This window comes from Bradyrhizobium sp., assembly GCF_035935975.1.
Classification (GTDB): domain Bacteria; phylum Pseudomonadota; class Alphaproteobacteria; order Rhizobiales; family Xanthobacteraceae; genus Bradyrhizobium.
Map to the genome: position 1 here is coordinate 84,646 of NZ_DASYWN010000056.1, position 18,890 is coordinate 103,535.

Consider the following 18,890-nt stretch of genomic DNA (forward strand, 5'->3'; position numbering starts at 1 on the left):
GCGCGACCTAATCACCATGCCCCGGCTCTGCCAATCCCAAACCGCCGGTGCAAGCTTTTTGCAGTTGCGAATATGCATTGCACGTGACCGGGTGCCACCCTTTCCTTTGCGGCCTCCGTGCGTTACTTGAGCAATATTACTCTGATGCGATCCGGGAGGTGCCCCCATGGCCATGACAATGAACGGCGAAGTCCAGCTTGCGGCGCCGCGTGAAGCCGTGTGGGAGAAGCTCAACGATCCCGCGGTGCTGAAGGCCTGCATCCCCGGCTGCGAGGAGCTGGAGAAGACCGAGGACGGCGGCTTCCGCGCGACCGCGAAAATGAAGGTCGGGCCGGTGTCGGCGCGCTTCAAGGGCAAGGTCACCTTGAGCGATCTCGACCCGCCGAACGGCTACAAGATCTCCGGCGAAGGCGAGGGCGGGGTCGCCGGATTCGCCAAGGGCGGCGCGGTGGTCAAGCTCGCGGAGAAGGACGGCGGCACGCTGCTCTCCTACGACGTCGAGGCGCAGATCGGCGGCAAGTTGGCGCAGCTCGGACAGCGCCTGATCAACGGCACCGCCAAGAAGCTCGCCGACGAGTTTTTCGCGAACTTCGCCAAGGCGGTACAGGGCTGAGTCCTATCGCCTTTCGGCATGGCCGGTTGCGCCCCGGGCGATGTTGCCCCAGGGGACAATGGCCAATATGATGGGTTGGAATAATTATAAGAACCGCTTCGACGGGACCCGTCGGGGCGCTGATAGAGAGTGCTTATGGCAAAAATCTCCCTCATCGTGAACGGCAATCCTGTTACGGCCAATGTCGACCCCCGCACCCTTCTGGTGCAGTTCCTGCGCGAGAATCTGCGTCTGACCGGCACCCATGTCGGCTGCGACACCTCGCAGTGCGGCGCCTGCGTCGTGCATCTCGACGGCAAAGCCGTGAAGTCCTGCACCACGCTTGCCGTGATGGCCGACGGCCATGAGGTCAAGACGATCGAGGGGCTGGCCGCCGACGGCGCGCCGCTGCATCCGATGCAGGAGGCCTTCCGCGAGCACCACGGCCTGCAGTGCGGCTTCTGCACGCCCGGCATGATCATGACCGCGATCGACATCGTCCATCGCAAGGGCCACGAGCTCGACGACCATACGATCCGCGAGGAGCTGGAAGGCAATCTCTGCCGCTGCACCGGCTACCAGAACATCGTCGCCTCGATCTCCGCCGGCGCCAAGGCGATGGCGAAATCCGATCTCGCCTAAAGCGCGCACGCATCCCGCGATCAGGACATTCAGATGTACGAATTCAAATATCATCGCCCCGGGACCGTGCGGCAGGCCGCCAACCTCCTGGTGAAGAACGAAGACGCCAAGGTCATTGCCGGCGGCCACACGCTGATTCCCGTGATGAAGCAGCGCCTCGCCAGCCCCCCGCATCTGGTCGACCTCTCCCACATCGAGGGGCTCAACACGATCGAGATGAAGGGCCGCTCGCTGGTGATCGGCGCCACCGCCAAGCATGCCGAGGTCGCGACCTCCGCCATCGTCGGTGAGGCGATTCCGGCGCTCGCCGATCTCGCCGGCCAGATCGGAGATCCGGCCGTGCGCCACAAGGGCACGATCGGCGGCTCGCTCGCCAACAACGATCCGACCGCGGACTATCCGGCTGCGGTGCTGGCGCTGGGCGCGACCATCGTCACCAACAAGCGCCGCCTCAAGGCCGAGGAGTATTTCCAGGGCCTGTTCTCGACGGCGCTCGAAGCCGACGAGATCATCACCAAGGTGATGTTCCCGCTGCCGAAGAAGGCGGCCTACATCAAGTTCCGCAACCAGGCCTCGCGCTATGCGCTGGTCGGCGTGTTCGTGGCGCGGCGTCCGTCGGACGTGCGCGTGGCCGTCACGGGTGCGGGCTCGGACGGCGTGTTCCGCGTCGAGGCATTCGAGGAGGCGTTGAAGAAGCGCTTCGCCTCGAAGGCGATCGAAGGCATCGAGGTGCCGGCGGAAGGGCTCAACAGCGACATCCACGGCAGTGCCGAATACCGCGCGCATCTCATCGGCGTGCTGACGCGGCGCGCCCTCGATGCTGCCAACGCCAAGGGGTGAGTGAACCTCACGCCTCGGCCAAACTTGTCCCGGTGAGGGCGTAGCGAGACTGGCTCCTTCATGACTTCAGCGACCAACTCTTCCGGTGCTTTGCCGGCATCGGTCGATGCGATGCTCGAACTTCTGACCTCGCGCGGCTATCTCGCCGATCGGTCGCTGGCGACGGTGACCTATCTGTCGCTGCGTATGGGCCGGCCGCTGTTCCTGGAAGGCGAGGCCGGTGTCGGCAAGACCGAGATCGCGAAGGTGCTGTCGGCGGCGCTGGGGCGGAAGCTGATCCGCCTGCAGTGCTATGAGGGCCTCGACGTCTCCTCCGCCGTCTATGAGTGGAACAGCGCGGCGCAGATGATCGCGATCCGGATGGCGGAAGCCGCCGGCGACACCGACCGCGATCAGCTCTCCAGCGATATCTTCGCCGACCGCTACATGATCAAGCGGCCGCTGCTGCAGGCGCTGGAGCCCGACGTTGCGGGCCCGCCGGTGCTGCTGATCGACGAACTCGACCGCGCTGACGAGGCATTCGAGGCCTACCTCCTCGAGATCCTCAGCGACTTCCAGGTGACCATCCCAGAGTTCGGCACCGTGAAGGCGCCGAGCCCGCCGATCGTGATCATCACCTCCAACCGCACCCGCGAGATCCATGATGCGCTGAAGCGGCGCTGTCTGTATCACTGGGTCGATTATCCCGCCGCCGAGCGCGAGCTTGCGATCGTCAAGACACGCGTGCCCGGCATCTCGGCAAAGCTGTCGCAGCAGGTCGTGCGCTTCGTGCAGGCGCTACGCAACCAGGATTTCTACAAATCGCCGGGTGTCGCCGAGACCATCGACTGGGCCACCGCGCTGTCGGAGCTCGATGCCCGCTCGCTGACCCCGCAAGTGGTCGGCGACACGCTGGGCGCGCTGCTCAAGTACCAGGACGACATCACCCGCATGCAGGGCGACACCCTGCAGAAGGTGCTGAAGGAAGCGACGAGCGAGAATTGATCTCGCGTTACAACTACGCCCGTCATTCCGGGGCGCGCGTAGCGCGAGCCCGGAATCCATAACCACGATCGGGAGTATGGATTCCGGGTTCGCGCCAAGAGGCGCGCCCCGGAATGACGAGTGGATGGATACGAGACCATGGCCATCAACCATCTTGCCCCCGAGCAAACCGAGCAGTTCGCCGACAACATCGTCGGCTTCGCCCGGGCGCTGCGCTCTGCGGGCATGCCGGTCGGGCCGGGCGCGGTGATCGATGCCATGAGCGCGCTGCAGGTGATCGACATCGGCCACCGCGCCGACGTCTTCACCACGCTGGAGGCGATCTTCGTCAAGCGGCACGAGCATGCGCTGATCTTCAAGCAGGCCTTCAACCTGTTCTTCCGCGCCTCGGAAGAATGGAAGCACATGCTGGATTCGGTGCCGCTGCCGGAGCAGGCCAAGAAGAAGCCGCAGGCCGGCGCCCGCCGCGTGCAGGAGGCGATGTCGCAGCCGCGCATGACCGAGACGCCGCAGCACCAGGAGCAGGATCTGCGCCTGTCGGTCTCCGACAAGGAGATCCTGCAGAAGAAAGACTTCGCGCAGATGAGCGCGGCGGAGATCGCCGAGGCGCTGCGCGCGATCGATCGGATGCACCTGCCGCAGGCCGAGCTGCTGACGCGCCGGCACCGGCCCGATCCACAGGGCTTGCGCCTCGACCTGCGCCGGACGCTCCGCGCTTCGCTGCGCACCGGCGGCGACATCGTCGACATCCATCGCCTCGGGCGGATCGAGAAGCCGGCGCCCATCGTCGCGCTGCTCGATATTTCGGGCTCGATGAGCGAGTACACCCGCCTGTTCCTGCATTTCCTCCATGCCATCACCGACGCTCGCAAGCGCGTCTCGGTGTTCCTGTTCGGCACCCGCCTCACCAACGTCACAAGGGCGCTGCGCCAGCGCGATCCGGACGAGGCGTTGGCGAGCTGCTCGGCATCGGTCGAGGACTGGGCCGGCGGCACCAGGATCTCGGCCTCGCTGCACAACTTCAACAAATTGTGGGCGCGGCGGGTGCTGAGCCAGGGCGCCATCGTGCTCCTGATCTCCGACGGGCTGGAGCGGGAGGCCGATTCGAAGCTGGCCTTCGAGATGGACCGGCTGCACCGGTCCTGCCGCCGGCTGATCTGGCTCAACCCGCTGCTGCGGTTCAGCGGCTTCGAGGCCAAGGCCCAGGGCATCAAAATGATGCTTCCCCACGTTGACGAATTCCGCCCCGTGCATAATTTGAGTTCGATCCAGGAGCTGATCACCACGCTCTCCCGGCCGCTGCCGCCGCATCACCGCAGCCTGATCCGCTCCGCAGCCTGAGAGGCAAAACCATGCTCGATCGCGACGAGGATATTCTGAAGGCGGCGGAGGACTGGCAGAAGGCCGGCCGTGGCGTCGCGCTGGCCACCGTTGTCGAGACCTGGGGTTCGGCCCCGCGCCCGGCGGGCTCGAGCCTCGTCATCAACGACGAGGGCACGTTCCTGGGGTCCGTGTCCGGCGGCTGCGTCGAGGGCGCCGTGGTCACCGAGGCCATGGACGTGATCGAGAGCGGCAAGCCCAGGATGCTGGAGTTCGGCGTCGCCGACGAGACCGCCTGGAATGTCGGGCTGTCCTGCGGCGGCACCATCCGCGTCTTCGTCGAGAAGGTCGGCTAGCCGTGAAGCTCGCAATCCTGCACGAACTCAATGCCGAGCGCGCCGCGCGCCGGCCGGCGATCCTGGTGACCGACACCGAGACCGGCGAGCAGCGCCTGGTGAAGGCGGCGGATTTCGCCAAGGATCCGCTGCGGGCCGAGCTGGAGAAACAGCTTCGCATGGGCAAGAGCGCCAATGTCGAGGCCGGCGGCAAGAAGCTCTTCCTGAATGTCTACGCGCCGACCGCAAAGCTCGTCATCATCGGCGCCGTCCATATCAGCCAGGCGCTGGCGCCGCTGGCGCGCTCGCTCGGTTATGACGTGACCGTCGTCGATCCCCGCACGGCCTTTGCGAGCCCCGAGCGCTTCCCCGACATTCCGCTGGTCGCCGAATGGCCCGACACGGCGCTGCCGCCACTCAACGTCGATGCCTACACGGCCTTCGTCGCGGTGACGCACGATCCCAAGATCGACGATCCGGCGCTGCTGCACGCCTTCGAGCGTGGCTGCTTCTATATCGGCGCGCTCGGCTCGCGGAAGACGCATGCCAAGCGCGGCGACCGGCTGCGGGCGCAGGGCGCGAAGGACCGCGACATCGCGCGCATCCACGCGCCGATTGGCCTTGCGATCGGTGCGGTCTCGCCGTCCGAGATCGCGGTGTCGATCATGGCCGAGATCACGGCGGTGCTCCGCCTGCCACCACAAGAAAAAGAAGAAGCGGCATGAAGTTCGGTCCGGCGAGCCCCAAGGATGCAATCGGCGGGGTGACCGTCCACACCCTCCGCCAGGGACCGCTGGTGCTGAAGAAGGGCACGACCATTGGTCCTGCCGAAGTCGAGGCGCTGACGCGCGCCGGCATCAAGGACGTCGTGGTGGTCCGCATGGAGGAAGGCGACGTCTCCGAGGACGTCGCAGCCGCCAGCATTGCGCTGGCCGTCGGCGGCGAGGGCATTCATGTCGAGCGCGCCTTCACCGGCCGCGCCAATCTGTTCGCAGCAAACCCGGGCGTGCTGGTGATCGACCGCGCCGCGGTTGACCGCATCAACAACATCGACGAGGCCATCACCTTTGCGACGCTCACCGCCTACAAGCCGGTGGTCGAGGGCGAGATGGTCGGCACCGTCAAGATCATCCCGTTCGGCGTCGAGGGGAATCTGCGCGATGCCGCGGTGAAGGCCGCCGGCAAGGACGTGCTGAAGGTCGCGCCTTACGTCGTCAAGCGCGTCGGCGTGGTCTCGACGCTGCTGCCGGGGCTGTCGTCGAAGGTCGTCGACAAGACGCTGCGCGTCACCGCCGAGCGGCTCGCACCGGCCGGCGCCGGCATCATCGCCGAGCGGCGGGTGCAGCACGACGAACGCGCGCTGTCCGCCGCGATCAAGGAATTGCTCGCCCTTGGTGCCGAGCTCGTCATCGTCTTCGGCGCCTCCGCGATCGCCGACCGTCGCGACGTGATCCCGGCGGCGGTCACGGGCATCGGCGGTGAGATCGAGCATTTCGGCATGCCGGTCGATCCCGGCAACCTCTTGCTGATCGCGCGGGCCGGCGGCGTTCCGGTGCTGGGCGCGCCGGGCTGCGCCCGCTCGCCGGTCGAGAACGGATTTGACTGGGTGCTGATGCGGCTCCTCGCCGGCATCAAGGTGACGCGCTCCGAGCTGATGGGCATGGGCGTCGGCGGCCTCCTGATGGAGATCGTGACGCGGCCGCAGCCGCGCGCAAAGCCCGAGACCGAAGGCAACAGCCAGGTCGCGGCCATCGTGCTCGCGGCGGGCCGTTCGACCCGCATGGGCGGCCCGAACAAGCTGCTCGCCGAGCTCGACGGCAAGAAGCTGGTGCGGATCGCGACCGAGCAGGCGCTGGCGTCCAAGGCATCCGAGGTCATCGTCGTCACCGGCCATCAGACAGAGCTGGTCGAGCAGGCGCTCGAAGGCCTGAAGGTACGCTTCGTCAAGAACCCGGATTTCGCCGGCGGCATTGCAAGCTCGGTCAAGGCCGGCATCGCGGCCGTGCCCGACACATGCGACGGCGCTGTGGTTTGTCTGGGCGACATGCCGCTGATCGACGCCGGCCTGATCGACCGCCTGATCGACGGCTTTGCGCCGGACCGTGGCAACCTCATCGTCGTGCCCGTCAGCGAAGGGCGCCGCGGCAATCCCGTGCTGTGGTCGCGCCGCTTCTTCAAGGAGCTGATGACGCTCGACGGCGACGTTGGCGCGCGCCATCTGATCGCCAAGCACACGGAAGCAGTCGCCGAAGTGCCTGTCGATGGCGAGAGCGCCTTCCTCGACATCGACACGCCGCAGGCCTTGGAAGCTGCCCGACGCGGATGAAGGTGCCGTAGGGTGGATTAGCCGAAGGCGTAATCCACCATGCCCGCAGCAAGAGAAGGTGGTGGATTACGCCGAGCAGATGCGCCTCGCGCATCTGCAGGGCTAATCCACCCTGTACCTTTCGTCCGATTTCAACTCCTCGTTCACCAAGTGGAAACGACCACGGCTTACAGTCGCCTCACCTGCCTTGGGGGGAGGGGTTTTTCCATGGCTTCGAACGTCGTCGCGCGCCGTTGCGCGATGTTTTTCTTTGCGCTGTCGGTCTGTGTTGCCGGCGCCCGCTATATTACGGAAGCCCACGCCGCCGGCGCCTTTGCGGTCGGCAAGTGCGGGGCCTATGGCCAGGCCTATGACTATGGTGCCGAACACGAGGCAAGGGCCGCGGCCCAGAAGCAGTGCAAGGGAGACTGCACGACTGTGACGATGAAGCGCGCCTGCGCGGCGATGTCGGTCGATCTGTCCAATCCTTGCGGCGCCTACGGCTATGCCGTCAAGCCGAAGATCGCGGCCTCGCTCAATGCCGCCACGCGCGAGTGCTACAAATACGGCGGCAAGGAATGCGTGATCCGCGCCTGGGCCTGCGACGCGAAAGGCTGATTCCTCTTGCCGTCATTCCGGAGCGATGCGTAGCATTGCGTCAGGAATGACATTCGGGGAATTGCATGCAGTTCGACACCAAGATCGCCGTCGTGATCCGCAACGATCTTCAGGCCTGGCAGAAGCTCAACGTCGCGTCCTTTCTCACCAGCGGCGTTGCCGCGGCGTTTCCCGAATGCATCGGCGAGCCCTATGAGGACGCTTCAAGCACACAATATCTCTCGTTGATCGGCCAGCCGATCCTGATCTACGGCGCCGACGGCCCCGCACTGTCGCGCGCGCTCGACCGTGCGCTGACGCGCAACGTGAAGCCGGCGGTTTATACCGAGGACATGTTCACGACCACGCATGACGCCGCCAACCGCGAGGTGGTGAGGGCGGTTGCGCGCGCCGATCTCAACCTCGTCGGCATTGCGATGCGCGCCGAGCGCAAGGTGATCGACAAGATCGTCGACGGATTGAAGTTCCATAGCTGACGCGCGCGCGTCATCGTCGCGTCATGTTGGTTTCCGCGATCGATAGACTTGCATTCCTTGACGCCGATCAAGGGCACGCCGTCCCGCATCGTTAGTCTGCCCTCCATATTGCAATGGAGCAGACCGATGCCGACCATGAAAGCCGCAGTCGTCAAAGAATTCGGCAAGCCCTTGGTGATCGAGGACGTGCCGGTGCCGCAGCCCGGTCCCGGTGAGGTCTTGGTCAAGGTGAAGGCGTGTGGCGTCTGCCACACCGATCTGCACGCAGCCTCCGGCGACTGGCCGGTGAAACCGGTTCCGCCCTTCATCCCCGGCCACGAGGCCGCAGGCATCGTCGCCGCCCTCGGGCCCGGCGTAAAGAACCTGAAGGTCGGCGATGCCGTCGGCGTCGCCTGGCTGCATGATGCCTGCATGGCATGCGAATATTGCGAGACCGGCTGGGAGACGCTGTGCGAGCACCAGCACAACACCGGCTACAGCGTGAACGGCGGCTTTGCCGAATATGTCATCGCCTCGGCGGCCTTCGCGGCAAAACTGCCGGCGACGGTGGATTTCGCCGCCATCGCGCCGATCCTGTGCGCCGGCGTCACCACCTACAAGGGATTGAAGGAGACCGATGCGCGGCCCGGCGAGTGGGTGGTGATCTCAGGTGTCGGCGGGCTCGGCCATGTCGCGGTCCAGTACGCCAAGGCGATGGGGCTCAAGGTCGCGGCCGTTGATATCGCCGAGGACAAGCTCGCGCTCGCACGCGAGACCGGCGCCGATATCGCGGTCAACGCGCTGGAAGCCGACGCCGCTGACAAGGTTATCGCGGCGACCGGGGGCGGGGCCCATGGCGTGCTGGTGACGGCGGTGTCGACCGCGGCGTTCGCGCAGGCGCTGAAGATGGTGCGCCGGAAGGGCACCGTCAGCCTCGTCGGCCTGCCGCCGGGCGAATTCCCGACGCCGATCTTCGACGTCGTGCTCAAGCGCATCACCGTGCGCGGCTCCATCGTCGGCACCAGGCGCGATCTCGACGAGGCTATCGCTTTCGCCACGGACGGCAAGGTGAAGGCCGAAGTCGCCAAGGTCCCGCTCGCGGAGATCAACGACGTCTTCGACCGCATGAAGGCCGGCAAGATCGACGGCCGCATGGTGCTGGACTTTGGCTAGCGCCTCACGCGGGCGGCATGCCTGCGAATTTCGGCAGGTCAGGGTCGAGGCGATCCCAGTCATGCCCGCGCGCGGCGTAAGTCACCACTTGCGGCTTGTAGCGGGCGGGCTCGTCGAGGCTGGCGGCGCGGATGGTGAAGATGTCGGGCATGGCGGCGAAGGTCAGGTAGACAGGCAAGCCGCACTGTGCGCAGAAGCCGCGCGTCTTCACATTGCCGCTGTCGCCGACCATGTCCCAGTGCTTGGCCTCGCCCGTCACCGTGACACCGTCGCGCGCGAAAGTCATGTAGGAGCCGTGGCCGCTGCCGCTTTCGCGCTGGCAGTCCCGGCACTGGCAATGATTGCTGAACACCGGCTCACTGGCGATCGAATAGCGGACCGCGCCGCAGGCGCAGCCGCCGGTAAAGGGCTTTGTCATCGCGATATCTCCTCACTTCTCGCCGCTGATCTCGTCGAGCTGACGGACGACTTTCTTCCAGCCGCCGCTCATGACTGTGTAGGCGGACTCGTTCCTCGGCATGACGAAGCCTGCATGCTCGAGGCGAAGCCGCGTGCCGGCTTCGACCGGGGTGAGGGACCATTTCACGACGGTGTCGAGCGGCGCGCCGTAGCCGGTGTTGCGCTCGTCGCCGCCTTTCCAGGCGTAGACGAGACGCCGGTTCGGCACGACTTCGAGAACCCGGCAATGGATAACACCGTCCCAATTGCCGCCCGGCGTGGTCTGGAACGTGAAGGCCGTGCCCTCGACGGCCTCGAAACCGGTCGGCTGCATCAGCCAGCGTGCGATCAGCTGCGCGCTGGTCAGCGTCTTCCAGATCGCCTCTGGCGTGTGAGGGAAGACCTCGTCGATGACGATGTCCTTTGTGTCGGCTTTCAACGCGGCTGCACTCACGGGTCGATCTCCTTCAAGAGGTCACGCAGGTTCTGGAAGCGCTCGCGCCAGAACACGCCGTAATGGTCCATCCAGGTGACCAGCGGTTCGAGACCTTGCGGCGCGGCGCGGTAGTAGACGTTGCGGCCCTCGGCGCGCTCGGCGACGAGGCCGGCCTGCTTGAGGGATTTCAGGTGCTGCGAGATCGCGCCCTGGGTGACGCCGCTGCCGCGGGTCAGCTCGGCGACGCTGATCTCCTTGCTTTCGAACACACGCTCGAACACGGCGCGGCGGGTCGGATCGGCGAGGGCGCGCATCACGGTGGTGACGGGATTTGGAGCGGCTTCGATCATGGAAATTAAATTAGTGTACGCTAATTCATTAGTCAATACTAATTCGATGGCGGATTGGGTCCGCGCCGCCGTCTTGACAATGACTGACTAGTCAGTCATAAATTAAGCATGACAAAGAAGCCGACCAAAGTCGCCACGCCGTCCGCGGCCCTCGCCAATGCGACGGCGCCTGCGCCCGCGAGCAGCGAAGAGGCGCCGACGTCGAACCGTGCCGCGCGCGCGGCGGAGCGACGCGCGGCGATCGTGGAGGCCGCGATGGAAGAGTTCATCGCGCGCGGCTTTGCCGCGACTCGGCTCGACGACATTGCCAGGCGCGCCGGCGTCGCGAAGGGGACGATCTACCTGCACTTCAAGGACAAGGAATCGATGTTCGAGGAGCTGGTGCGCACGGTGATCGTGCCAGTGGTGGCGAAGCTGAATGCGCTGCCGCCGCCGACCGGCTCGGTGCGCGACCTCATCGAGGCCTTCGCCGGCAACTTCCTGAAAGAGGTCATCGGCACCAGGCGCGGCGATCTCGTCCGTCTGATCGTGGCGGAAGGGCCGCGTTTTCCCTCCGTCGCCGATTTCTATTACCGCGAGGTCGTTTCGCGCGGGATCGCCGGGATGCGCGCGCTGATCGAGCTCGGCATCGCCCGCGGCGAGATCCGCGAGAAAGACCTCGCGCGCTATCCGCAGATCCTGGTCGCGCCTGCGATGATCGCGGTGATTTGGCAAAGCCTGTTTGCGCGGCACGCGCCTCTCGATGCGCAGGACATGCTGCGCGTCCATCTCGATTTGATTTTTGGTGAACGGAGGACGACATGAGGTCGTCACGGGTTATTTCTGTGATTGCATTGGCCGTCGTGCTCGCAACCGGCCTTGCCGGCTGTAAGGAAAAGCGCGAGCCGGGTTTTCAGGGCTGGGTCGAGGCCGACATGATCTATGTCAGTCCTGATGAAGCAGGGCGGGTCACGAAGCTCAACGTGCGCGAGGGCGACGAGGTCAAGGTCGGCGATCTGCTCTATTCCGTCGACGACGATCTCCAACTTGCCGATCTCAACCAGAACAAGGCAACGCTGGCGAATGCGCAGCAGACCTATGACCGCGCGGCTTCGCTGACCAAGACCGGGTCGGGCACGCAGGCAAATCTTGACTCCGCCGTGTCGGCATTGCGCGTCGCGGAAGCGCGGGTGGCGACGTCGGAGACACGGATGGCGCGGCGCAAGGGCTTTGCGCCCGTCGCCGGCACCATCCAGCAGATCTATTTCCGCGAGGGCGAGATGGTGGCGGCGCAGCGGCCGGTGCTGTCGATCATGCCGCCCGGCAACATGAAGCTGCGCTTCTTCGTCCCGGAGGCCGAGCTGCCGAAGCTTGCGATCGGCGACACCGTGCGGGTCGCCTGCGACAATTGCGCCGCCGATCTGACTGCAAAGATCTATTTCATCGCGACCTCGGCCGAGTACACCCCGCCCGTGATCTACAGCCTCGAAGAGCGCAACAAGCTCGTCTATCTCATCCAGGCGCGGCCCTCACGCCCTGACGCGCTGCGGGTGGGGCAGCCGATCGACGTTTATCTCAATCCGAAAACGCCGGTGGCGGACAAGCGATGAGCGGCGGCAACGGCATCGCGATCGACGTCAAGGGCCTGACGAAGTCGTTCGGCGGCCGCGAGGTCGTGCACGATCTGTCGATGCAGGTGAAGCGCGGCTCGATCTACGGCTTCCTCGGACCGAACGGCTCGGGCAAGACCACCACCATCCGCATCCTCTGCGGCCTGCTGACGCCCGACAGCGGCGAGGGCACTTGTCTCGGGTACGACATCCGGCGCGATGCCGACAAGATCAAGCGCCAGGTCGGCTACATGACCCAGCGCTTCAGCCTGTATCAGGATCTTTCGGTCCGCGAGAACCTGGAATTCGTGGCGCGGCTCTATGGCCTCACCGATGCGCGCGGCGTGGCGCGCGACATGATCAAGCGCCTCGGGCTCTCCGGCCGCGAAGAGCAGCTCGCGGGCGAGCTCTCGGGCGGCTGGAAGCAGCGCCTTGCATTGGGCGCCTGCACACTGCCGAGTCCAAAACTGCTGCTGCTCGACGAGCCGACCGCCGGCGTCGATCCCAAGGCGCGGCGCGATTTCTGGAACGAGATCCACGCTCTCGCCGCCGAGGGCCTCACCGTGCTGGTTTCGACCCATTACATGGACGAAGCCGAGCGCTGCCACGAGATCGCTTACATCGCCTACGGCCATTTGCTGACGCATGGCACGGTGGAGGAGGTGATCGCGGGATCTGCGCTGTCGACCTACACAGTGACAGGCGACGATCTGAACGAGCTCACGGCGGCGCTCACCGGCAAGCCCGGCGTGGACATGGTGGCGCCGTTCGGCACCTCGCTGCACGTGTCCGGGCGCGACGTGGCCGCGCTCGAAGCCAGCATTGCGCCGTGGCGCGACAAGGCCAGCTTGCACTGGCACAAATCGTCACCGTCGCTGGAAGACGTGTTCATCGAGCTGATGAGCCGGTCCAAGGACAATTTCCAATGAGCGCCGTCGATCGACCAGCTCCGACGCACGAGATCCGCGAACGCTTCGGCTTCTTGAAGCGCTCCTATGCGATGCTGATCAAGGAGTTCATCCAGCTCAAGCGCGACCGCGTCTCGTTCGCGATGATCGTGATGCTGCCGGTGATGCAGCTCCTGCTGTTCGGCTACGCCATCAACACCACGCCGCACAATCTGCCGAGCGCGGTGCTGCTCCAGGAAGACAGCGATCTCGCCCGCTCGGTGCTGAAGGCGCTGGAGAACACCAAATATTTCCGCTTCCTGTACGAGGTGCACGACGTCGACGATTTCGACAATCTGTTGAAGTCAGGCAAGGTACTGTTCGGCGTCGAGATCCCGCGCGGCTTCGAGCGGGCGGTGCGGCGCGGTGACAAGCCGGCGCTGCTGGTCGCGGCTGACGCCACCGATCCGGTCGCGGCAAGCGCGGCGCTCGGCTCGCTCGGCATGGTCGTGCAGACCGCGCTCAAGCATGATCTCTATATCGGCGATCCCCCGGAGCTGCCGTTCGAGATCCGCGCCCATGCCCGCTACAATCCGGCCGCGAACTCCAGCCTCAACATCGTGCCGGGCCTCGTCGGTACCATCCTCACCATGACCATGCTGATCTTCACCGCGCTCTCGGTGACGCGCGAGGTCGAGCGCGGCACCATGGAGGCCCTGCTGTCGATGCCGATCAAGCCGGTCGAGGTGATGTTCGGCAAGATCATTCCCTACGTGCTGGTCGGCTTCGTCCAGGCCTTCCTGATCATCGGCATCGGTGTGTTCCTGTTCGGCGTGCCCGTGCTCGGAAACCTCTTCCTGCTGGCGCTGCTCTCGACGCTGTTCATCACCACCAATCTGTCGATCGGCTACACGATCTCGACTTTGGTGCAGAACCAGCTCCAGGCCATGCAGATGTCGATGATGTTCTTCCTGCCGAGCATCCTGCTGTCCGGCTTCATGTTCCCGTTCGCGGGCATGCCGGCCTGGGCGCAATATGTCGGCGAGGGCCTGCCGCTGACGCATTATCTGCGGATCGTCCGCGCCATCATGCTGAAGGGCGCGACCATGCAGAATCTGCGCTTCGACGCGCTGGCGCTGGCGATCCTGATGCTGGTCGCCATGACCATCGCCGTGACGCGCTTCCGCCGCACGCTGGATTGAGGCACAATGCTCCGGAATCGAGGGGCGGAATGGTCAGGTTTGCAAGCAGGAAGACGCGGCAGCATGCCGCGCTTTCGGAGGATTTCGAACGCGAACTGACGCGGGAGGTGCTGCGTACCGAGCTGCTGCGGGTGCGCGCCCTGATCATGACCGGCTGCGTCATGATGCTGTTCCTCACCGCGATCTACCTGGTCGACCCTGTCGTCGTGGGCCGGGTCTGGCGCGGCACCGAGGGCCTCGCCGAGGTCTATGGCCTGCTGGTCGGCTTCATCCTGTTCGAGGTCTGGGTCCACACCCAGATCAGGAAGAACCTCAAGCTCGATCGCGACCTGCCGGTCGTCAGGCGCTATATCGGCGCGCTGATCGAGACGTCGGTACCGACCGTGATCCTGATCCTGCAGATCCGGACCATGGGCGCGAGCCAGGCGCTCGGCTTCGCGGTGCCGCTGATGTACTTCATCTTCGTCATCCTCTCGACGCTGCGGCTCGATTTCTGGCTGTCGACCTTCACCGGCTTTGTCGCCGCCGCCGAGCTGTTCGCGGTGGCGCTGATTTTCGATTCCTCCAGCCTTGGCGAACCTCAGACCTATTTCCACGCGGTACGCAGCGTCATCATCCTAGTCTGCGGCGTGCTCGCAGGCTCGGTCGGCGCGCAACTCCGCCGGCAATTTGCCGCGAGCATCGCGGCCGCCACCGCGCGCGACCGGGTGACCAATTTGTTCGGCCAGCACGTCTCACCGCAAGTGGTGGAGCGGTTGATGGCGGCGGGCACCAGCGCGGGCGGCGATGTCCGCCGCGTCGCCGTGATGTTCGTCGATTTCCGCGGCTTTACCGCGGGCGCGCAGACGCGCACGCCGCAGGAGGTCGTGGACCGGCTCGACGGCGCCTTTGCCGTGCTGGTCGACATCCTCGACCGCCAGGGCGGCATCGTGAACAAGTTTCTCGGCGACGGCTTCCTCGCGCTGTTCGGCGCGCCGCTGGAGGCCTCCGATGCCGCGCACCGCGCGGTCGCCGCGGGCCGCGAGATGCTGGCCGCGATGGACCGCATCAACGCGCAGACGAGCTGGCCGCTCAGGATCGGCATCGGTATCCATTTCGGCGAGGTCGTTGCCGGCAATATCGGCTCGCCCCGGCGCAAGGAGTACACGGTCATCGGCGACACCGTGAATTTCGCCTCGCGCCTGGAGGCGCTCAACAAGGAGTTCGGCTCGCAGCTCCTGATCTCCGCCTCGGTGCGCGAGGCGCTGGGCGACGACGGCCGCGATGCCGTCGCGCTCGGCGAGGTCGAGGTGCGCGGCTACGAGCAGAAGGTGCCGGTGTTTCAGCTCGGGTAGGGGGCTTTCCGTCAAAGCTCGCGTTTCGTTGAAGGCGCGTGATGAAATATCGCGCGTCGGTTTCCGCTCCTGCACTCCGGAAGCCGAACTATCGGCTTTCCGTTTGTCATGCGGAGAACACCAATGACCCGATTGAGCCTTGTCTCGGCCGCCTTGATTGCCGCCGCCCTCTATCAAACCCAGGCCGCAGCCGCACGCGATGCCGCGCCGCGTCGCACCGCGACCCATGCGGCCGCCGATTGCGTCAGGGCTCCCGCGGAGGGTGCGTTTGCGTCTGCGCCCTACAAGGAGCCGCCTTGCCTGCCCAAGTCCACGACCAACTGACGGCGAAGTCGCGAAGCCGGGCTGGCGATGCTGCGCCAACCCGGCCCCGCGTGCGTGACAGCAACCTTGATCACGGTATCGCGGTAGTGCTTGACTCCCATCTCATATAGTCATCTATATGACTATATGAATGCAGCTTCGCACGACGACCGCCTGCCTCGCTACCAGCGCCTGCGCGACGACCTCGCCGCGCGGATCAACCGCAATGAATGGCGGCCGGGCGAGCCGATCCCGTCGGAGGCCGAGCTTGGCGCGCACTACGGCGTCGCCATCGGCACCGTGCGCAAGGCGATCGACCAGCTCGTCAGCGACAACGTGCTGGAGCGCCAGCAGGGCCGCGGCACCTTCGTGCGCCGCGCGCGCTTCAACTCCTCGCTGTTCCGCTTCTTCCGCTTCCAGTCCGAGAGCGGCGAGCGGCGGGTGCCGAAGAGCCGCATAATTCGCCGCAGAAGCGTGCCCGCGACATCAGCCGTCGCATCCGCACTGCGGATCCCGGTCGGCGAGCCCGTGATCAGCCTGTCGCGCCTGCGCCTGATCGACGATGTCCCGTTGCTTGCCGAGGAGATCTGGCTGCAGCAATCGCGCTTCGCGCCAATCCTCGAGATCGACACCGCCGAGTTCGGCGACTTGCTGTATCCGCTCTACGAGGAGCGCTGCGGCGAGGTCGTGGTCTCCGCCGAGGAAATTTTGACGGTCGAGACCGCCAACGAGATGCAGGCGCGCCTGCTCAGGCTCGAAACCCACGCACCGCTGATCGTGATCGAGCGTCTCGCGCTCGACCTCGAGCGGCGGCCGATCGAATGGCGCCGCTCGCGCGGGCCGGCGGACCGCTTCCGCTACCACGCCGAGATCAGGTGAGCGCGGACTTCAACGACACCAAGCAACAATCAGTACAGGGGTAGGAAACATGTCGAACTGGTACAGCGAGAGCTCGCCGCTGGAGCGGCGCACGTTCTGGGCAAGCTTTGGCGGCTGGGCGCTGGATGCGCTCGACGTGCAGATGTTCGGCCTCGCCATCCCTGCGCTGATCGCGGCGTTCGGCATCAGCAAGGCCGATGCCGGCCTGCTCGGCTCGATCACGTTGTTCTTCGGCGCCTTCGGCGGCTGGCTCGGCGGAGCACTCGGCGATCGCTTCGGCCGCGTCAAGGCGCTGCAGATCACCGTCGCCACCTTTGCGCTCGCGACCTTCGCCTGCGCGTTTGCGATGACCTACACCCAGCTCCTGATCCTCAAGGCGATCCAGGGCCTCGGCTTCGGTGCCGAATGGGCCTGTGGCGCGGTGCTGATGGCCGAGATCATCCGCCCCGAGCATCGCGGCAAGGCGCTCGGCTCAGTGCAGAGCGCCTGGGCGGTCGGATGGGGCGCCGCCGTGCTGCTCTCGGCGCTGGTGTTCACCTATGCGCCTGCCGACATCGCCTGGCGGCTGCTGTTCGCGCTCGGGCTGTTGCCTGCGCTCCTCATCATCTTCATCCGCCGTGGCTTGAAAGAGCCGCCGCGGGCCGTTGCCGCCGAGAAGACGCCGTTCCTCGCGACGCTCTCCGGCATTTTCCATCGCGACGTGCTGCGCTCAACCCTGATCGGCGGCCTGTTCGGCATCGGCGCCCATGGCGGATACGCCGCGCTCACGACCTTCCTGCCGACATATCTGCGCGAGGTGCGACACCTCTCGGTGCTGGGCTCAAGCGGCTATCTCGCCGTGATCATCGTGGCCTTCTTCTGCGGCTGCGTCGCGAGCGGCATCATCAGCGACCGGATCGGTCGCCGTGCCAACGTCGCGTTCTTCGCCAGCGCCTGCATCATCACCGTGCTGATCTACATCTTCGCGCCGCTGACCAATGGCGAGATGCTGGTGCTCGGCTTTCCGCTCGGCTTCTTCTCGGCCGGCATTCCCGCCAGCATGGCGGCGCTGTTCAGCGAGCTCTATCCCGCCGGCGTGCGCGGCACCGGTGTCGGCTTCTGCTACAATTTCGGCCGCATCGTCTCCGCCGCGTTTCCCTTCCTGGTCGGCTATCTCAGCGATCACATTGGCCTTGGCCCGGCAATCGGTATCGATGCGGCCTTTGCTTATTCGCTGGTGCTGATCGCGGTGCTGATGCTGCCGGAAACCCGCGGTAAGGTCTTTGAACAGACCGCCGCGACGCGCGCCTGACGTGGGGATGGGGAGCAGCCATGACATTCGCCCAGCGCGGCCTCACGCGCCGCCAGTTCGGTGCGGGCCTCGTGTCGCTCGCCACACTGGCCGCAACCACAGCCAGGAGTGAGCCGGCCTTGCCTGTTATCGACACCCACGCCCATGTCTTCCATCGCGGCCTCAAGCTCGCACCGGGCCGGCGCTACGCGCCGGATTACGACGCGCCGCTGGCGCTCTATCTGGAGCAGCTCGACCGCAACGGCATGACCAACGGCGTGCTGGTGCAGCCGAGCTTTCTCGGCAGCGACAATTCCTATCTGGTCGAATGCCTGAAGCAGACGAGTGGGCGTCTGCGCGGCATTGCCGTCGTCGGTCCCTCTGTCTCCGCGGACGAGCTGCGCGCGCTCGACCGTGCCGGCGTGGTCGGCCTTCGCCTCAATCTCGTCGGCCAGCCCTTGCCCGATCTTGCTGCCGTCGAATGGAAGGGCCTGCTCGGAAACGTGAAGGCCATGGGCTGGCAGGTCGAGATCCAGCGCAATGCCTCCGATCTTGCTGTGCTCGCGCCGCAACTGCTCGATCACGGCGTCACAGTCGTGCTCGATCATTACACGCTGCCCGATCCAAGGCTCGGCATCGCCGATCCCGGCTTTCAGTCGGTGCTGAAGTTGGGGACGACGAAGAACGTCTGGGTCAAGATCTCGGCGCCGTATCGTAATGGCCCGGCCGGCGAAGATTTTGCCAAGGCGGCCTATCCGCTGTTGCGAGAGGCCTATGGCGTGGATCACCTGTTGTGGGGCAGCGACTGGCCGCACACCCAGTTCGAGGCCTCGCAGAGCTACGACAAGAACCGGCAATTCCTCGACACGCTGATCGCCGACGCGCGCGAGCGTGCACAGGTGTTGGCGTCGCCACGATCGCTCTTCCGCTTCTGAAAC

General features: G+C 65.6%; 23 protein-coding genes. 20 read left to right on the forward strand and 3 right to left on the reverse strand.

Annotated features, from left to right (window positions below):
• Positions 1-166 precede the first annotated feature (166 nt).
• The 11 genes from VGR99_RS35830 to adhP all read left to right on the forward strand — a co-directional run bounded on the left by VGR99_RS35830 (position 167) and on the right by adhP (position 9,264).
• Positions 167-613 (forward strand): carbon monoxide dehydrogenase subunit G, encoded by a 447-nt coding sequence (locus tag VGR99_RS35830; RefSeq protein ID WP_326904668.1) that lies wholly within the window; start codon positions 167-169, stop codon positions 611-613.
• Between the two features lie 135 nt (positions 614-748).
• Positions 749-1,234 (forward strand): (2Fe-2S)-binding protein, encoded by a 486-nt coding sequence (locus VGR99_RS35835; protein ID WP_014494194.1) that lies wholly within the window; start codon positions 749-751, stop codon positions 1,232-1,234.
• Positions 1,235-1,267: 33 nt separating this feature from the next.
• On the forward strand, positions 1,268-2,074 hold the full coding sequence (locus VGR99_RS35840) for a xanthine dehydrogenase family protein subunit M (protein ID WP_326904669.1): 807 nt from the start codon (positions 1,268-1,270) through the stop codon (positions 2,072-2,074).
• Positions 2,075-2,134: 60 nt separating this feature from the next.
• The gene (locus VGR99_RS35845) at positions 2,135-3,058 is read left to right on the forward strand and encodes a MoxR family ATPase (RefSeq protein WP_326904670.1); all 924 of its coding nucleotides are present in this window, start codon (positions 2,135-2,137) and stop codon (positions 3,056-3,058) included.
• A 138-nt stretch (positions 3,059-3,196) separates the two neighbouring features.
• A complete protein-coding gene (locus VGR99_RS35850) occupies positions 3,197-4,399 on the forward strand; it encodes a VWA domain-containing protein (RefSeq protein ID WP_326904671.1) in 1,203 nt (400 codons plus the stop codon).
• 11 nt (positions 4,400-4,410) lie between these two features.
• A complete protein-coding gene (locus tag VGR99_RS35855) occupies positions 4,411-4,734 on the forward strand; it encodes an XdhC family protein (protein ID WP_148751517.1) in 324 nt (107 codons plus the stop codon).
• Between the two features lie 2 nt (positions 4,735-4,736).
• On the forward strand, positions 4,737-5,438 hold the full coding sequence (locus VGR99_RS35860) for an XdhC family protein (RefSeq protein WP_326904672.1): 702 nt from the start codon (positions 4,737-4,739) through the stop codon (positions 5,436-5,438).
• The gene (locus VGR99_RS35865) at positions 5,435-7,039 is read left to right on the forward strand and encodes a molybdopterin-binding/glycosyltransferase family 2 protein (protein ID WP_326904673.1); all 1,605 of its coding nucleotides are present in this window, start codon (positions 5,435-5,437) and stop codon (positions 7,037-7,039) included. The genes VGR99_RS35860 and VGR99_RS35865 overlap by 4 nt, the downstream gene beginning before the upstream one ends.
• 207 nt (positions 7,040-7,246) lie before the next feature.
• On the forward strand, positions 7,247-7,636 hold the full coding sequence (locus tag VGR99_RS35870) for a DUF4189 domain-containing protein (RefSeq protein ID WP_326904674.1): 390 nt from the start codon (positions 7,247-7,249) through the stop codon (positions 7,634-7,636).
• A gap of 65 nt (positions 7,637-7,701) precedes the next feature.
• Positions 7,702-8,112 carry a DUF2000 family protein gene (locus VGR99_RS35875; protein ID WP_326904675.1) on the forward strand — a complete coding sequence of 137 codons (411 nt, stop codon included), beginning with the start codon at positions 7,702-7,704 and terminating at the stop codon, positions 8,110-8,112.
• A 126-nt stretch (positions 8,113-8,238) separates the two neighbouring features.
• The gene (adhP, locus tag VGR99_RS35880) at positions 8,239-9,264 is read left to right on the forward strand and encodes an alcohol dehydrogenase AdhP (protein WP_326904676.1); all 1,026 of its coding nucleotides are present in this window, start codon (positions 8,239-8,241) and stop codon (positions 9,262-9,264) included.
• 4 nt (positions 9,265-9,268) lie between these two features.
• On the opposite strand, the gene VGR99_RS35885 is transcribed toward adhP, so the two are convergent.
• From VGR99_RS35885 to VGR99_RS35895, 3 genes are read right to left on the reverse strand one after another with little or no spacing between them, the layout of a single operon-like run.
• Positions 9,269-9,682 carry a GFA family protein gene (locus VGR99_RS35885; protein ID WP_326904677.1) on the reverse strand — a complete coding sequence of 138 codons (414 nt, stop codon included), beginning with the start codon at positions 9,680-9,682 and terminating at the stop codon, positions 9,269-9,271.
• A gap of 12 nt (positions 9,683-9,694) precedes the next feature.
• Entirely contained in the window at positions 9,695-10,156 is a 462-nt protein-coding gene (locus tag VGR99_RS35890) for an SRPBCC domain-containing protein (protein WP_326904678.1), read from the reverse strand.
• Complete coding sequence (locus VGR99_RS35895) at positions 10,153-10,488, reverse strand: ArsR/SmtB family transcription factor (protein WP_011088398.1); 336 nt, start codon at positions 10,486-10,488, stop codon at positions 10,153-10,155. Before VGR99_RS35895 ends, VGR99_RS35890 begins: the two co-directional genes overlap by 4 nt.
• 108 nt (positions 10,489-10,596) lie before the next feature.
• Between VGR99_RS35895 and VGR99_RS35900 the strand changes: the two genes are divergently transcribed.
• The 9 genes from VGR99_RS35900 to VGR99_RS35940 all read left to right on the forward strand — a co-directional run bounded on the left by VGR99_RS35900 (position 10,597) and on the right by VGR99_RS35940 (position 18,887).
• A complete protein-coding gene (locus VGR99_RS35900) occupies positions 10,597-11,292 on the forward strand; it encodes a TetR/AcrR family transcriptional regulator (RefSeq protein WP_326904679.1) in 696 nt (231 codons plus the stop codon).
• The gene (locus VGR99_RS35905; RefSeq protein WP_326904680.1) at positions 11,289-12,077 is read left to right on the forward strand and encodes an efflux RND transporter periplasmic adaptor subunit; all 789 of its coding nucleotides are present in this window, start codon (positions 11,289-11,291) and stop codon (positions 12,075-12,077) included. The genes VGR99_RS35900 and VGR99_RS35905 overlap by 4 nt, the downstream gene beginning before the upstream one ends.
• A complete protein-coding gene (locus VGR99_RS35910; RefSeq protein ID WP_326904681.1) occupies positions 12,074-13,006 on the forward strand; it encodes an ABC transporter ATP-binding protein in 933 nt (310 codons plus the stop codon). Before VGR99_RS35905 ends, VGR99_RS35910 begins: the two co-directional genes overlap by 4 nt.
• Complete coding sequence (locus tag VGR99_RS35915) at positions 13,003-14,166, forward strand: ABC transporter permease (protein WP_326904682.1); 1,164 nt, start codon at positions 13,003-13,005, stop codon at positions 14,164-14,166. The genes VGR99_RS35910 and VGR99_RS35915 overlap by 4 nt, the downstream gene beginning before the upstream one ends.
• A 29-nt stretch (positions 14,167-14,195) precedes the next feature.
• Positions 14,196-15,500: an adenylate/guanylate cyclase domain-containing protein gene (locus VGR99_RS35920; RefSeq protein WP_326904683.1), complete on the forward strand. Its 1,305-nt coding sequence runs from the start codon at positions 14,196-14,198 to the stop codon at positions 15,498-15,500.
• Positions 15,501-15,623: 123 nt separating this feature from the next.
• Positions 15,624-15,824 (forward strand): hypothetical protein, encoded by a 201-nt coding sequence (locus VGR99_RS35925; protein ID WP_326904684.1) that lies wholly within the window; start codon positions 15,624-15,626, stop codon positions 15,822-15,824.
• Between the two features lie 126 nt (positions 15,825-15,950).
• Entirely contained in the window at positions 15,951-16,682 is a 732-nt protein-coding gene (locus tag VGR99_RS35930) for a GntR family transcriptional regulator (protein WP_326904685.1), read from the forward strand.
• A gap of 49 nt (positions 16,683-16,731) precedes the next feature.
• On the forward strand, positions 16,732-17,973 hold the full coding sequence (locus tag VGR99_RS35935) for an MFS transporter (RefSeq protein WP_326904686.1): 1,242 nt from the start codon (positions 16,732-16,734) through the stop codon (positions 17,971-17,973).
• Between the two features lie 20 nt (positions 17,974-17,993).
• Positions 17,994-18,887: an amidohydrolase family protein gene (locus VGR99_RS35940; protein ID WP_326904687.1), complete on the forward strand. Its 894-nt coding sequence runs from the start codon at positions 17,994-17,996 to the stop codon at positions 18,885-18,887.
• Positions 18,888-18,890 lie beyond the last annotated feature (3 nt).

What these genes read in the sequence shown, in the direction of transcription:
- VGR99_RS35830 (WP_326904668.1), top strand. Translation starts at nt 167, where the DNA reads ATGGCCATGACAATGAACGGCGAAGTCCAGCTTGCGGCGCCGCGTGAA.
- VGR99_RS35835 (WP_014494194.1), top strand. Translation starts at nt 749, where the DNA reads ATGGCAAAAATCTCCCTCATCGTGAACGGCAATCCTGTTACGGCCAAT.
- VGR99_RS35865 (WP_326904673.1), top strand. Translation starts at nt 5,435, where the DNA reads ATGAAGTTCGGTCCGGCGAGCCCCAAGGATGCAATCGGCGGGGTGACC.
- VGR99_RS35910 (WP_326904681.1), top strand. Translation starts at nt 12,074, where the DNA reads ATGAGCGGCGGCAACGGCATCGCGATCGACGTCAAGGGCCTGACGAAG.
- VGR99_RS35875 (WP_326904675.1), top strand. Translation starts at nt 7,702, where the DNA reads ATGCAGTTCGACACCAAGATCGCCGTCGTGATCCGCAACGATCTTCAG.
- VGR99_RS35840 (WP_326904669.1), top strand. Translation starts at nt 1,268, where the DNA reads ATGTACGAATTCAAATATCATCGCCCCGGGACCGTGCGGCAGGCCGCC.
- VGR99_RS35900 (WP_326904679.1), top strand. Translation starts at nt 10,597, where the DNA reads ATGACAAAGAAGCCGACCAAAGTCGCCACGCCGTCCGCGGCCCTCGCC.
- VGR99_RS35850 (WP_326904671.1), top strand. Translation starts at nt 3,197, where the DNA reads ATGGCCATCAACCATCTTGCCCCCGAGCAAACCGAGCAGTTCGCCGAC.
- VGR99_RS35905 (WP_326904680.1), top strand. Translation starts at nt 11,289, where the DNA reads ATGAGGTCGTCACGGGTTATTTCTGTGATTGCATTGGCCGTCGTGCTC.
- VGR99_RS35935 (WP_326904686.1), top strand. Translation starts at nt 16,732, where the DNA reads ATGTCGAACTGGTACAGCGAGAGCTCGCCGCTGGAGCGGCGCACGTTC.
- VGR99_RS35885 (WP_326904677.1), bottom strand. Translation starts at nt 9,682, where the DNA reads ATGACAAAGCCCTTTACCGGCGGCTGCGCCTGCGGCGCGGTCCGCTAT.
- VGR99_RS35870 (WP_326904674.1), top strand. Translation starts at nt 7,247, where the DNA reads ATGGCTTCGAACGTCGTCGCGCGCCGTTGCGCGATGTTTTTCTTTGCG.
- VGR99_RS35925 (WP_326904684.1), top strand. Translation starts at nt 15,624, where the DNA reads ATGACCCGATTGAGCCTTGTCTCGGCCGCCTTGATTGCCGCCGCCCTC.
- VGR99_RS35895 (WP_011088398.1), bottom strand. Translation starts at nt 10,488, where the DNA reads ATGATCGAAGCCGCTCCAAATCCCGTCACCACCGTGATGCGCGCCCTC.
- VGR99_RS35855 (WP_148751517.1), top strand. Translation starts at nt 4,411, where the DNA reads ATGCTCGATCGCGACGAGGATATTCTGAAGGCGGCGGAGGACTGGCAG.
- VGR99_RS35920 (WP_326904683.1), top strand. Translation starts at nt 14,196, where the DNA reads ATGGTCAGGTTTGCAAGCAGGAAGACGCGGCAGCATGCCGCGCTTTCG.
- VGR99_RS35845 (WP_326904670.1), top strand. Translation starts at nt 2,135, where the DNA reads ATGACTTCAGCGACCAACTCTTCCGGTGCTTTGCCGGCATCGGTCGAT.
- VGR99_RS35930 (WP_326904685.1), top strand. Translation starts at nt 15,951, where the DNA reads ATGAATGCAGCTTCGCACGACGACCGCCTGCCTCGCTACCAGCGCCTG.
- adhP (WP_326904676.1), top strand. Translation starts at nt 8,239, where the DNA reads ATGCCGACCATGAAAGCCGCAGTCGTCAAAGAATTCGGCAAGCCCTTG.
- VGR99_RS35915 (WP_326904682.1), top strand. Translation starts at nt 13,003, where the DNA reads ATGAGCGCCGTCGATCGACCAGCTCCGACGCACGAGATCCGCGAACGC.
- VGR99_RS35940 (WP_326904687.1), top strand. Translation starts at nt 17,994, where the DNA reads ATGACATTCGCCCAGCGCGGCCTCACGCGCCGCCAGTTCGGTGCGGGC.